The 12664-nt window shown below is 39.2% G+C and carries 14 protein-coding genes; 4 read left to right on the top strand and 10 right to left on the bottom strand.

The genetic code is table 11. From position 1 onward, the window contains the following. Positions 1-90 precede the first annotated feature (90 nt). Together FAX86_RS00410 and FAX86_RS00415 are read right to left on the bottom strand one after the other, a co-directional pair. Entirely contained in the window at positions 91-1305 is a 1215-nt protein-coding gene (locus FAX86_RS00410; RefSeq protein WP_144391367.1) for an ABC transporter permease, read from the bottom strand. A 1-nt stretch (position 1306) separates the two neighbouring features. Continuing rightward, entirely contained in the window at positions 1307-2149 is an 843-nt protein-coding gene (locus FAX86_RS00415; RefSeq protein WP_144391368.1) for an ABC transporter ATP-binding protein, read from the bottom strand. 138 nt (positions 2150-2287) lie between these two features. On the opposite strand from FAX86_RS00415, the gene FAX86_RS00420 reads away from it, so the two are divergent. From FAX86_RS00420 to FAX86_RS00435, 4 genes are read left to right on the top strand one after another with little or no spacing between them, the layout of a single operon-like run. After that, positions 2288-2998: a YIP1 family protein gene (locus tag FAX86_RS00420; protein WP_164503405.1), complete on the top strand. Its 711-nt coding sequence runs from the start codon at positions 2288-2290 to the stop codon at positions 2996-2998. Then, the gene (locus FAX86_RS00425) at positions 2995-4161 is read left to right on the top strand and encodes an efflux RND transporter periplasmic adaptor subunit (protein WP_144391370.1); all 1167 of its coding nucleotides are present in this window, start codon (positions 2995-2997) and stop codon (positions 4159-4161) included. Before FAX86_RS00420 ends, FAX86_RS00425 begins: the two co-directional genes overlap by 4 nt. A 3-nt stretch (positions 4162-4164) precedes the next feature. Then, the gene (locus FAX86_RS00430) at positions 4165-4848 is read left to right on the top strand and encodes an ABC transporter ATP-binding protein (RefSeq protein ID WP_246128467.1); all 684 of its coding nucleotides are present in this window, start codon (positions 4165-4167) and stop codon (positions 4846-4848) included. Next, positions 4838-6067, top strand: coding sequence for an ABC transporter permease (locus FAX86_RS00435; protein ID WP_144391371.1), 1230 nt, complete (start codon positions 4838-4840; stop codon positions 6065-6067). Before FAX86_RS00430 ends, FAX86_RS00435 begins: the two co-directional genes overlap by 11 nt. Positions 6068-6414: 347 nt before the next feature. On the opposite strand, the gene FAX86_RS00440 is transcribed toward FAX86_RS00435, so the two are convergent. The 8 genes from FAX86_RS00440 to pspB form a co-directional block, all read right to left on the bottom strand. After that, positions 6415-7755, bottom strand: coding sequence for a tetratricopeptide repeat protein (locus tag FAX86_RS00440; protein ID WP_144391372.1), 1341 nt, complete (start codon positions 7753-7755; stop codon positions 6415-6417). Positions 7756-7982: 227 nt separating this feature from the next. Beyond that, a complete protein-coding gene (locus FAX86_RS00445; protein WP_144391373.1) occupies positions 7983-8603 on the bottom strand; it encodes an energy transducer TonB in 621 nt (206 codons plus the stop codon). A 3-nt stretch (positions 8604-8606) separates the two neighbouring features. Continuing rightward, entirely contained in the window at positions 8607-9011 is a 405-nt protein-coding gene (locus tag FAX86_RS00450; RefSeq protein ID WP_144391374.1) for an ExbD/TolR family protein, read from the bottom strand. Between the two features lie 11 nt (positions 9012-9022). Further along, on the bottom strand, positions 9023-9535 hold the full coding sequence (locus FAX86_RS00455; protein ID WP_144391375.1) for a MotA/TolQ/ExbB proton channel family protein: 513 nt from the start codon (positions 9533-9535) through the stop codon (positions 9023-9025). A 2-nt stretch (positions 9536-9537) separates the two neighbouring features. After that, positions 9538-10884 (bottom strand): MotA/TolQ/ExbB proton channel family protein, encoded by a 1347-nt coding sequence (locus FAX86_RS00460; protein ID WP_164503406.1) that lies wholly within the window; start codon positions 10882-10884, stop codon positions 9538-9540. A gap of 5 nt (positions 10885-10889) precedes the next feature. Then, positions 10890-11666: a DUF3450 domain-containing protein gene (locus tag FAX86_RS00465; RefSeq protein ID WP_144391377.1), complete on the bottom strand. Its 777-nt coding sequence runs from the start codon at positions 11664-11666 to the stop codon at positions 10890-10892. Positions 11667-12005: 339 nt separating this feature from the next. Beyond that, positions 12006-12437: an envelope stress response membrane protein PspC gene (gene pspC, locus FAX86_RS00470; RefSeq protein ID WP_164503407.1), complete on the bottom strand. Its 432-nt coding sequence runs from the start codon at positions 12435-12437 to the stop codon at positions 12006-12008. Then, complete coding sequence (pspB, locus tag FAX86_RS00475; protein ID WP_144391379.1) at positions 12430-12657, bottom strand: envelope stress response membrane protein PspB; 228 nt, start codon at positions 12655-12657, stop codon at positions 12430-12432. The genes pspC and pspB overlap by 8 nt, the downstream gene beginning before the upstream one ends. Positions 12658-12664: the final 7 nt, after the last annotated feature.

The raw sequence follows: 12664 nt of genomic DNA on the forward strand, positions 1-12664 counted from the left end.
ATACATTTATACCATGCCATGATATTTATCAAGAATAACAAGCACAAAAAAGGCGGCTCAAAGCCGCCTGATATCCTAACTACTTAACGACTAACTTCGAAATAACACTGATTCTCGATTAAACCATAAGTTACAAAAGTACAGCAAAATGCCTGCCATAATCGTTGTCGATAAAAATATAATTCCCATCATACCGTAATCTATAGTCCCTTTAACGATTTCTTTGATTGCCAAAGCGACATTCGTCAATGGTACCCACGCCCAAGTATTATCAAGTTGCACACCAGGTAAAATTGAAAAAATAATAGGTATGAATGAAAACATCATTATCGGTGACATGTAATTTTGTGCTTCCTTAAAGTTTTTTGCATAAATGGACGCACATAAAAGCAATGATGCAAAAATTGCAGCCACAGGTGCCAACATGAGAAAGACTAATAACACATCAGATAACGCAATTATTTGGGTTAATTTATCCAGGACACCAATAGCAAGAACATTTAGCGCAATCAGACTCCAAATGACTAAACTTGCTAACGTTAAAAACACAGTCAGAAATCCGGTCGAAAAAATAACTAAAAACTTGGACAATACAATTTGCGTTCGACTAACAGGAGTAAGTAATAATGTTTCTAAAGTGCCGCGTTCTTTTTCACCGACACCAAGATCTAAAGCGGGATACATTGCTCCAGTTAAAATCAAGATCATCAAAACATAAGGCAACAAACCACCTATTTTTTCACCTATATCTTCTCGGTTATCCGCTGTATTTACTCGCTTGATATCAATGGGATTCATAAGACCGCTCAATTGATCCTTCGATATATTAAACTTTGCTAAAAGCTGCCCTTGATGCTTTTCATTCAAGACATCAATCGCCGATTTTACACGTTGGTAAATCTTATTGGTTACCGAAGCATTGTTAAAATGCAACTCAACAGTCGCTTGCTTGCCCTGAGCTAAATTAGAAAGTCCCTGTTTTGGTAATATAAGTGCAAACTTGAACTCCCCACTTTGAACTTTAGCTTTAATATCATCGGCCGTAAGAGTATCGATATCATCAACACTCATATGTTTAAATTTATCTTGCTTTTCCAGCTCTTTGACAATATCAGGCATGGCATCAGCATTTTGAATAATATAAGTGAGCTCTTCGTTTTGTGCTTTTTTATTTACTTTATCAGCAACGAAAATTACGCCTCCGAATATCGCGGGCATTATGATAGTTGGTAATAAAATAGCGAATATGAGAGTTCTTCTGTCTCTCACCAATTCCAAAAATTCTTTTTTATATATTTCCCACATTTCAAACTTCCCCCATCAATTCTTTTTGTTGTTTAGCAGGCGTTTGATGCTCTTCACCACTCGATACAAGCGCCAAAAAGGAAGAATAAAGGTCTTTCCCTCCACCTTTTGCACGAAACTCATCCACGGTTCCAGAAAACTGCGTTATTCCCTTATCGATTAAAGTTACGTGATCACATACAGATTCCACTTCGTGCAAATGATGAGTGGAGAAAATCACGGAAACATCACTGCCTCGATAGGAATCTATAAAATCAACAATCGTTTTTGCGCTGATAACATCCAGGCCTGTTGTAGGCTCATCAAGAATAAGAACTTTGGGATCATGAATTACGGTTCGAGCAATATTCGCCCGTTGCCCCATACCAGTAGATAAATCCTCGGCTTTCTTATTCTCAAATAAGTGAATATTCAAGAGATCGAAAATCTTATCGATTTTATCTTCTAACTGTGGACCTGACATTCCGTGCAATTTACCAAAATACCTAACATTCTCTCTTACCGTCAAACGTCGGTATAAGCTGGTTTTACCAGATAAAAAACCTATTTGTTTGCGCATTAACAGGGGTTTATCAATCACATTTTGCCCGTCAATAACAATAGTCCCTTTCGTTGGCGTCAATGCGGTTGAAAGCATTCGCAAGGTTGTCGTTTTGCCGGCACCATTAGGCCCTAAAAGCCCTAACACTTTACCCGGTTCACACTTAAAGTGAACATTACGAACAGCATGAAATTGACGCTCATCTTCTCGAGGATCGACCTCAACCTGAGCTTTTTTCTTTTTCTCTTTTAAAGCTACTTTGTCGTACTGAAACGACTTGGCTAAATTTTGTACTTCAATCATAAAAACTCTCCCTTTTTGGAATAACTCAATGAGTCAAACGTTATGATAAATACTTACAGATCATGTTATATTTCGATGTAATAAAAAAGTTGATATCACTACTAACAAGGCAGATTTACTGGATTAATGGGAGTAACTATGGACAAAAATGCAGGATTAATGACCACTGTCGGTCAAATTTTTACGTCTCCAACTCAAGCTTTCGAGTCGATAAAAACTCAAGGAAGGGCCTGGTTTCCTTTAATCACTATAATACTTTCAACGATACTCCTAATGTATTTCTACTTTTCATCAGTTGATTTTCAATGGTTTATTGAACGAACAGTTGAGATTAGTGACAAAGACTTAAGCTCTGCTCAAAAGGAACAAGCCATCAACCTATACTTATCAATTGGCAAAGATAAAATGATGTATGGAATGGTAGGATCGATGGTGATATTTTTACCCTTACTCTTTTGTCTTTTTGCCTTGTACTTCTTAATCGTTTCAAACATTCGCAATGATAACCTGAGATTTGGCGACGCATTTAACATTGCTTGTTGGTCAAACCTTGTTAGCCTCGTTCCTACCTTGGTTGGATTTGCTCATATTGCCATTTCTGATAGTAGCCAAATTTCCCAAACGCTATTAAAAGGCCTTAATATTAACGACTTATTGTTCAATATAGCACCAGACAATATTTGGTACAGTTTTATGACCAATTTTGACCTTAGCTATATCTGGATATCAATTATATCCGGACTGGGCTACAAAGTTTATGCAAAAACTTCATTAACTACCGGAATCATAATTGGATTTATCCCTTTTATTCTGATTAATGGAGTCTGGGCTCTCATCATACTGTTATGAAAAACTTCTTAATATTTATGGGAATACTGTCAGTTATCGTAGGTATTCCTCTTATAAAAAAGGTAACAACAGACTCTACAAAAGAAGTTAATGTAGTGGCAACTGAAATGCGAGCAATCCAAACAGCAGTCCTCGCCTCGGGTCGTTTAGCTCATGAAGATCAAGTTAGACTCACCACTGAAGTTATCGCTAAAGTAAAGCAAGTTCTTGTTAAAGAAGGCGACTTTGTATCAAAAAATCAATTATTACTGGTGCTCGATGACGAAACCTTTAAAGCCACAGTGGAACAAAGACAAGCTGCCGTGCGCATGCAAAAAATTGATATTGAAAAGCAGCAAATTCAACTCAGAAAATACGAGAGACAATGGCAACGAAAAAAGCGACTGCATGAGCAAAAGCTCTTAGATGACGATGCTTTCGACGAATTTACGAGTCAGCTCGAATTAGCTCGAATAAATGTTAAATCAGCCACTGAATCATTACGACAAACAAAAGCCCTACTCTCTCAAGCAGAAGATCAACTCAAGAAAACGCGAGTGCTATCTCCTATCAATGGCAAGGTTACCTCTCTCGATATCAAAGAAGGTGAAACAGCTATTGCGAGTACAACTAATATAGCCGGTTCTTCATTAATGACGATTGCGGACCCAGATAGCATGTTAACGGAGGTTTTTGTTGATGAAGCCGACGTTGCCGACATTAAAGTCGGTCAGCCAGCAAAAATTGTGGCCATTGCTTATCCCGATAACCACATCGACGCAGAAGTTAAATCTATAGCAACCTCAGCAAGAACAGTTTCCGGAAGGCAAGGTTTAAGTTTTCTAGTTAAACTGAAAATTCTTTCTAGCGAAGAGATCCAATTAAAGCCAGGAATGAGCTGCCGTGCTGAAATATTTACCAACTCAACTCAACCCGTGCGTTCATTACCAATAAAATCAATTATTTCTCAGGAAGTGCGCTCGGAGAATATAATAAAACATCATGTTTTTATTATAGAAGATGGCGTTGCACGCAAAATTCCTATTGAGACGGGAATTTCTGATGATAGCTACCAACAAATACTGTCAAAGCTTGATAAAGATGCTCAAGTCGTATCCGGTCCTGACCGAATCCTTAGACACTTAAAAGATGGTGAAACTGTTAACGTTGTTGAAGCGGAGTAAACGGTGCCATTAATCCAATTAAAGTCAATCAGTAAACACTACACGATGGGTGCACAGACGGTCCGGGCTTTAAATAATATTACATTGAACATTTTAGAAAATGAATATATTGCATTCATTGGAGCCTCGGGATCCGGTAAATCAACAATGATGAATATATTAGGGTGTTTAGATACGCCGACTTATGGTGATTACTGTCTCAATGATAATAATGTCGCTACGCTCGAAGAGTCAGCTTTAGCAGATATTCGAAATAAAGAAATTGGCTTCATTTTTCAGAGTTTTAACCTATTACCGAGAGCAACTGCGTTATCGAATGTGATGCAGCCACTCATTTACCGGGGTGTATCATTAAAAGACAGAAAAAAACTCGCGACTGAAGCACTGAATAAAGTGAATTTGACAGACCGCATGAACCATTTACCCAATGAGCTTTCGGGTGGGCAGAGACAAAGAGTAGCGATTGCGCGAGCTTTAGTAACAAAGCCATCGATATTACTTGCTGATGAACCCACAGGTAATTTAGATAGCCAAACAAGTATAGAAATAATGAAGCTTTTCGACCAATTACACAACGAAGGACAGACAATCGTAATGGTCACACATGAAAATGATATTGCTGCACATTGCCAACGCATCGTTCGAATGCAAGATGGCACTATAATTGAGGACTCTCATGCTGTTTAGTATTGCTGAAAGTTTTCGATCGGCACTCCAAGCAATTCGCGCACATGGCTTCCGTTCGTTTTTAACGACACTAGGAATCATCATTGGCGTCGCTAGCGTCATTGCTGTTGTTTCAGTTGTACAAGGCCTTTCTTATTCCATCAATGCTGAGTTTGAGAACTTGGGCTCGAACACTTTAACAATTTCAGCAGATACACCGATAGAAGATGCGATGAAAGGAAAGATCGCGCGAATCACATTAAGAGACTATCAAGACATATCAAATACGATTACCGACATAAACTCAATTACCCCAACAGTTTTTGGCTTTGGCAGAATTCGAGAAGTAAAATTTGGCTCTCAAATTGAGACATCGCAAGTCATTGGAACTACTGCAACTTATAGGCAGGTAAACTCTTTATACATGGATAAAGGACGGTTTCTTACTTTTGATGACAATAATAAAAGACGAAGAGTCATTGTAATTGGTCCATCACTCATCGACTCTTTGGAGTTAAGTGACAATCCAATAGGAACATTTATCCAAGTCGGTGGTGAGTGGTTTAAAATCGTAGGAGTGACAGAATCCAAAGGAAAACTCTTTGGATTCGATCAAGATAACACCGCTTTTATGCCATTTTCAACGATGAGAAGTCTAATCGGAAGACAATCGACAGCCCCTATACAGATTCAACTTTCGCTTTCTGATTTAAATTCATTGAACCAAGTTGAAGAAAATATTTCACGGATACTTAGGAGAAATCATCGTCTAGCTCCAGATGATGTCAATGACTTTAAAATACAAACGCCCGAGCAGCTTCGTAACTCAGTTAATAAAATTATAGATGGTATAACGATTGTTCTTGGCGGTATTGTCAGTATATCCCTACTCGTTGGCGGCATTGGCATAATGAACATTATGTTGGTTTCTGTAACTGAGAGAACACGTGAGATAGGTATTTGCAAAGCTATCGGAGCAAAAAGACATCACATTCTACTGCAATTTTTAATTGAAGCTGTGGTTTTGTCAGTATTGGGAGGAGTCGTTGGTATTATCATTGGATATGGTTTAGGAATAGCGGCCTCAGCAATGATTCCAAACTTTCCTCCTGCAGCAGTTCCTTTCTGGGCTATTACTCTGGCTTTCTGTTTTTCAGCCGCTGTTGGCGTTCTATTCGGCATAATTCCTGCCGCTAAAGCCGCAAATTTAAAACCTATAGATGCTCTTCGGTATGAATAAGATTGATTCTTAGAATTTTGTTATTCCCAGTGTAGTTTTTCTCTCTTTAAAATAAGTAAACATTAATACTAGATATACTTTTAGTACTAAATATTCCTTTCATTTTCAGAAAATAACCGGAAATGAACACGAGCTTCCACATGAAAAGAACCTTTCACTTAAACTAGCGTTAAGAAATCTTAATTGCTTCATATGATAACAGTGTTCAAAATCCGATAGAACAATGCTTTAGCTTTAAAGCATTTGATTAAATTAGGAAACAAATAGTAGAGATAATTTGGTAGGAACTTTAGAGTGTTTACAATGATAAAGAGGTCATTAAAAAGGCCGCATAAGCGGCCTTTTCTTTAATTTTCGGCTAACTGAGCTCGAGTTTCTTTTCGGCCTTCAATGTAAGTTTGCCAACGAGTAGCTCGTTGTTTCACACTCTTATATTTTTTAGCCTCGCCAAGTGTTGCTATCGCAGCGTTAAGATCATTAGAGTAGTATTGGGCTATGCCCTTTTCATAAATAGCCTTCCCCGTATCCTCTAACTTCCCTTTACTGATCGCTCGGTCATAAGCACGCACTGCATTTTTCCATTGTTCAGCAGATCCGTACAACTGACCTTGTTTTAAGTCGTATTGACCATCATCAACAAACTTTGCAGTTTCGGCATACGCAGAGACAGCCTTAATATATTCATTCGATGCGTGATAATTTTGCGCAACAGCCTTCCAATTCCTCTCATTAGACTCTACGACGCCTTTCTCTATACCTTCTTTCAACATCTCTGCAGCTTCAAAAGGCATACTTTGCATTGCGTAAAGAGAAGAAAGTTGTCTGTAATCGTCTTTCTCGCTAAACATACCTTGACGATACATAAGAGCGAAAACAGCTAAGGCTCTTTCATATTGTTCGTTGTTAGCATATAAAGAGGCAAGCATTCGCCACTCTTTTACATTCTCAGGCCAAATTTCAACCATCGCTCGCGCAATTTTAATCGTACCGTTCTTATCACCTAATTCATTATGAGCACTTAGCAAAATAGTAAAGATATTTCTTTTGTGTTCGTCTGCCGATTTAATTGCCATGTAGGAAGGACATACCGACTCTTTTATTTTGCCTTGTTGCATATAAATACCAGCAAGTAATAAATAACCTGTACTGGCTGGTTCCTTTTCATAAGAGAACCAATCATTAAGAAACTTTAATGCTTGAGAATAATTTTCTTCGCTGTAGTTAAAGTTAGCGAGTAACAAACGAGCATTCTGCTCTCGTTGCACTTGGAGAGCTTTCTCTTCCAACGCAATTTCAAAATAGCGCATCGCTTGAGCATTTTGATTTAGATTGATATAGACTTGGCCCAGATTCAGTGCCAAAAGAGCTTTCAAAAAACTGCTGCTGCTATTTCTTTCATACAAACCTTTGAGTATTTCTAGGGCTCCTTGCATATCATCTTTGCCCATAAGCTCCATAGCACGATTCATACGCTTATGAACGCCCTGAGGAACAGCTTTAAATGGACGCTTTTCTGGTTCTTGTTTAGCCCCCAAAGATCGGCAGCTCTTTGTATAGCGAGTGTCGATATCAACAACTTTCTTCGGTGGTTTTGGTGGCGCTGCATTTTCTTCCGCAGCATAAGCAACACTAGTAAGTGCACTCATAGCAAAAGATGTTGCGAACAATACCTTTAAAGATTTTTTCATCTGTCTGACCCAATACGTTCTCTTCACTAATTTATCTTTTCTTTATCGAGTGAAGATCTGTTCTTACATTTACAAGTTAAGAAACTTACGTCCACTTAACTTGTATGATCACCTTTAGTACACTCTTAGGTTTTACAAACCTTTATACAAAGAGTCTTTCTTTACGCCTTTAGCCAGTTCTATCAGTTTGTATTTCTACAAACCAACAAAACTAGCGACGACAGAAATTAACCGTCAAGTTTAAATTCCATCGTATAATACATATTTGGTTGCTCAACCGCTTTACCATCAACTACTTTAGGCTTGAATTTCCATTTATAAATGGCACGACGAGCATCTCTTTCAAAAATCCGTCGCGGATTAGCGTCAATTATCTCAATATCTTTCGCATAACCGTCCGCTTTTACCGTGAACTTAAACTTTACATACCCTTCGATTCCTTCCATTGCGGCCTTTCTCGGATATTGAGGTTGAATGATAACCATAGGAATGGCTTCACCATCCTGAGACATCATTTGTTCCATGTTTCCGATAAACATACCGCCCGCGCCTACCGAAACGTCTAGTTTCGACATCTTAATATTCATTTGTTGAATATTAGGGTTAGTCACTTTAGAAACTTGCTGAGTTTCTGGTGGTGGAGGCTCATCAGGTGGTGGCGGCTTTTTGGGTGTACGTCTTTCTTTACGTTTAACCTCAGGTTCAATTTCAACGTTTCCGTACTCGACGTTGGGGTACTCTTTCTTTTGGAATTCTCCATCACCACCACGAACAAGGAAAGACATTAAAATAAATAAACCAAATGTTATGCCACCGCTGAGAACCAAGCCTATTAATACTCTTTGCATAATCTAACTCCTCGTTGCGGCTACCGAAACACCTTTAACGCCAGCAGCTTTTGCAGCATCAAGAACTTTCATTACCACGCCGGCTTTAGAGCTTTTGTCAGCTTGGATAACAATCGAGATAAAAGGTGTTTCAGCCATAATGCGTTGAATTTCGACCTTCAACTTGTCAACATCGATATTTTTATTATCAATGTGCACTTCACCTTCTTTGGTGACCGCAATAAAAACGTTTGCATCGGGTCTTTCTTTTGCCGTAACAGCCGTAGGATTCGTAACTTGGACACCTGCTTCTTTTACGAAAGATGCCGTCACGATGAAGAAAATCAACATGATAAACACGATATCAAGCATCGGTGTCATGTCAATTTCAGCTTCTTCTTCTCTTCTTTTCGCAACTTGTTTTGCCATAAGATATAACCTTAGTGTTGAGGCATTTTGTCAGCTAACTGCTCAGACTTTACTTTCGCCATAAACTCTAATCGAGAAGAGATAAAAAGACCTGAGAGTGCCGCAACCATTCCTGACATAGTCGGAATCGTCGCTTGAGTAATGCCTGATGCCATATCCCGAGGATCACCGGTTCCAAATAAAGCCATTAATTCGAATACAGTAATCATTCCAGTTACTGTTCCTAACAAGCCAATCATTGGACATATAGCAACGAGTGTTTTTATAAAACCAACACCCCAATTTAACTTCTCAGACATTTGTGAAATCCAAGCTTCTCTAATTTTTCGAGCCTTCCACGATGTTGTGTCTGACCGATTATCCCACTCCGCAATCATAAGACGAGCTTCTTTTGGAAACACAAAGCTGAAATACCAAAGACGCTCAAAAATTAATGTCCACATCACGAAGAGTACCGCTGCGACCCAATATAATATTGGACCGCCGGCATCGATAAAGTCATTAAAAAGGTCTAACAACCCCATAATTACTTGCCTTCTGTGTGTTGTGCAATTAACCCAGCAGACTGTTCTTCTAACATATGTACTAAGCTTTTTGATTTTCCAGAAACAAAAGCATGTAGAAGAATAAGAGGAATTGCAGCAACAATACCCAATACAGTTGTAATCAATGCAGATGAAATACCATCAGCCATAACAGATGGGTCACCAGCACCATAAAGAGTTATACCCTGGAAGGTTTCGATCATACCGGTAACGGTACCTAGTAGTCCCATCAACGGCGATACAGCGGCAAATATCTTGATAATTGAAACCCGAGTCTCAAGTTTTGGCAGCTCTTTCAAAACCGCCTCATCAAGTTTCAGCTCCAGATTTTCAAAACTGTCGTCTTTATTTGCCATGTAAACAGAGATAACGCGACCCAATGGGTTGTTTCCTGGCGTTGAAGTTTTGGCTTGCTTACGCATTTTCGCACCAGTAGCACTCAACACGCCAAGACGTTCAAGCGCAATAATCAAGCCAAGGCCTAGAACGATGATGATAGCCACACCGACAACACCAGCGTAGTTTTGAACGCGTTCAGCCCAAGTTTCACGATCTTTTTCTCTTTCTACAATCGTTCCTTTGGAAGGATCGATTGGAAACAACGCAAAACCGTTAGCAGATTGGAAATTTCCTATGTAAGAGGTAACACCACTCGGATTTTTAGGTTGCTTTGCGAGTTCCTCGATATTGCCTGTTTTTCGGTTGTAAGTTAAAAACTCCCCGTCACCAATCAAGTTAAATGTACCGATACGAGTCACAGGTTTGTTAACCTCACTACCGTTTTTATCAAGTAATGTCGCATCAAACTGGACAATTTTTCCTTGCTCGGTCATTTCTGTCTGTAACTGGAGCCACAACTCTCTAAGTTCAGGAATTGTCGGAATTTCCTTTCTACCAGCTAATTCTTCAAGTGACTTATGGCGATTCGGCTTTTGCGCACTAACTAGCGAGTTTTCGACAGTTGCAGCTGCATCGGCAGAAACTTGACGAACAACACCCACAGCTTCACCTAAGTTACCCAACTTAATTCTTAGCTGCTCAGACATTTCACCCAAGACAACCTCATTGGTATCAAACTGCTTTTTCAGCTCATCAGCACGAGTTTCAAGTCTTGCTAACTCGGCCTTAGCGTCATTCAACAATTGTTGTTGACGACCTCTGTCTGAACGAAAACGTTGGAGTCGGTCGCGGTTTTCTTTCGACTCAATGCGTTGAGCATTTTTTACTTTATTGAGTAACGTATCGAGGGAATCTGCAGCTTCAACTTGTGTCACTTGAGTGAGAGACACAAAAGCAGCTAATAATGAAGTTAGGATTGTTTTATTCATTTTCATTATCCTTTCTCCGCTGTAGCTACAGGAACTACAATTAATTTTTTCTGTTTCATCTCGATATCTTTGATTGCATCTCGAACAAAAGTAACTTGATCACCCTCAAGCCATTTCCAATCTTTTGCACTCTTATCCCAAATAGCAGCCATCGCTGGCTCGCCTCGGCTGGCAAACATCAGTGCTGTACGACCAAATTGAATGTAATCAACTTGCTTTTCGACACCACCGATTTCTTGTTGACCTTCGTACACATCAACCGCATTACCTTGAGCGATTTCAGTAGTATAAGCAGTCAAGATTTGTCGATACTTTTCAGAAGTTGAAACATCAGCACGAAGCATTGTTGTGCGCAAACGGTCAACCGTATTCAAACGTTCTTCTTTCTTAAAAGGAACGTCCGCTTCAACAAATTCAGCTAGCATGTCGATCATTTCATCCATTAACGGAAGAAGACCGCGCTCAGTTTCATCGATTGTATTCATTTGCGACTGCAAAGAATCCATCTCTTTCTGTTGCTCGTTAATAGCGCGCTCGAGACGCATATTGTAAGCTTTATAATCTTCAATTTGCGTTAGCACAGACTTGTAGTCTGCATTGATGTCTAGCGTATCTTCCGCCAATCGATCAATTTGCTTTTGAGTAGCTTGCGCCGACTTGTCGATTTTCATCTCGACTTGAATAGAGGGCTCCAATTTGCCCGCAAAAGATGTCCCTGAAAAACAACCCAAAAGAGTTGCCAGGCAGACAGTGAAAACACATGATATTTTTTTATTTAGCATGTTACTTCCTGAGTTTGCTATGAAAGTTATGCTGGATATTACAGTTTGCTATTAACCTTCAAACTGCCCCAATTACGTCTAATCTTTAATCAGACCCCAGCGCCTGCTGTTAACGACTAAAATTCAGACAATTTTCTTTGTTTTTGAAAGAAAATGACGAACCTCGCAAAACGAGTTTCGCGATTCGAATCGAATATAAACACTATTAACCTGAGAGTCAATGAGCACGCCCTTGAATAACTTTATGAAACGTAATTAAAAATGCCTTTTTTTTAACCAACGTTACATAAAGGTATTCGGGGTTCTTAGACAGGTCGGACCAGGGTTTTTAAAGAGATTTTAAGAGTCGTTTTTCATCTTCTCAAATTCACGCTCAAGGGTGAATTGTTCAGACGTTACATGGGCTTCTAAGTTTTCAACACGTTTTTTTAATCGATTTAATTTCGCTGAAACTTCGCCATAAGAAATACTTTCACTTTCTTCTTTTTTTCTTTCAAAAGTACTCTTTGCTTCAGCAACTCGATCGCTGAATCGAGAGGCCCTACCACTTGAGGAAACTTCATTGGATGGCTTGGGATCCAAAACAAAAAAGGCGACTAAATAAGCAATGACAACCGGACCAAAAGCAGTCATTAAACCAAATGCTAAGACGCTTGCTCGAACGGCCCAAGTTTCCCATCCAAATGAAGAAGCAATTCCTGCACAAACACCGAACACTTTTCCGTTTTTCGGATCACGATATAATCTATGATTGAGAAAGGGTTCAGCCATATTTCTTCCTCCAGTCGGGTGATTCATTATCCAATATAGACTCAAGCACTTTCACTCGATGTTGCAAATCGGTTGCTAATTGATCAAGAGATTTCAAATCGCACTCGGTATCCGGAGATATATTCCTACTCTCTTTTTTTTCTTTATAATGAAGTTTTAGCCAGTAAGGACCGACAATAATTGCAAATATGCAAAATAATACTAATACGGTGTCGAACATATTCCCT

Origin of the sequence: Pleionea sediminis, assembly GCF_007570825.1 — a bacterium.
In the GTDB taxonomy this organism is placed as follows: domain Bacteria; phylum Pseudomonadota; class Gammaproteobacteria; order Enterobacterales; family Kangiellaceae; genus Pleionea; species Pleionea sediminis.

Bases quoted from the DNA above. Each gene is read 5' to 3' on its own strand.
- FAX86_RS00410 (WP_144391367.1), bottom strand. From the start codon at position 1,305: ATGTGGGAAATATATAAAAAAGAATTTTTGGAATTGGTGAGAGACAGA.
- FAX86_RS00415 (WP_144391368.1), bottom strand. From the start codon at position 2,149: ATGATTGAAGTACAAAATTTAGCCAAGTCGTTTCAGTACGACAAAGTA.
- FAX86_RS00420 (WP_164503405.1), top strand. From the start codon at position 2,288: ATGGACAAAAATGCAGGATTAATGACCACTGTCGGTCAAATTTTTACG.
- FAX86_RS00425 (WP_144391370.1), top strand. From the start codon at position 2,995: ATGAAAAACTTCTTAATATTTATGGGAATACTGTCAGTTATCGTAGGT.
- FAX86_RS00435 (WP_144391371.1), top strand. From the start codon at position 4,838: ATGCTGTTTAGTATTGCTGAAAGTTTTCGATCGGCACTCCAAGCAATT.
- FAX86_RS00440 (WP_144391372.1), bottom strand. From the start codon at position 7,755: ATGAAAAAATCTTTAAAGGTATTGTTCGCAACATCTTTTGCTATGAGT.
- FAX86_RS00445 (WP_144391373.1), bottom strand. From the start codon at position 8,603: ATGCAAAGAGTATTAATAGGCTTGGTTCTCAGCGGTGGCATAACATTT.
- FAX86_RS00450 (WP_144391374.1), bottom strand. From the start codon at position 9,011: ATGGCAAAACAAGTTGCGAAAAGAAGAGAAGAAGAAGCTGAAATTGAC.
- FAX86_RS00455 (WP_144391375.1), bottom strand. From the start codon at position 9,535: ATGGGGTTGTTAGACCTTTTTAATGACTTTATCGATGCCGGCGGTCCA.
- FAX86_RS00460 (WP_164503406.1), bottom strand. From the start codon at position 10,884: ATGAATAAAACAATCCTAACTTCATTATTAGCTGCTTTTGTGTCTCTC.
- FAX86_RS00465 (WP_144391377.1), bottom strand. From the start codon at position 11,666: ATGCTAAATAAAAAAATATCATGTGTTTTCACTGTCTGCCTGGCAACT.
- pspC (WP_164503407.1), bottom strand. From the start codon at position 12,437: ATGGCTGAACCCTTTCTCAATCATAGATTATATCGTGATCCGAAAAAC.
- pspB (WP_144391379.1), bottom strand. From the start codon at position 12,657: ATGTTCGACACCGTATTAGTATTATTTTGCATATTTGCAATTATTGTC.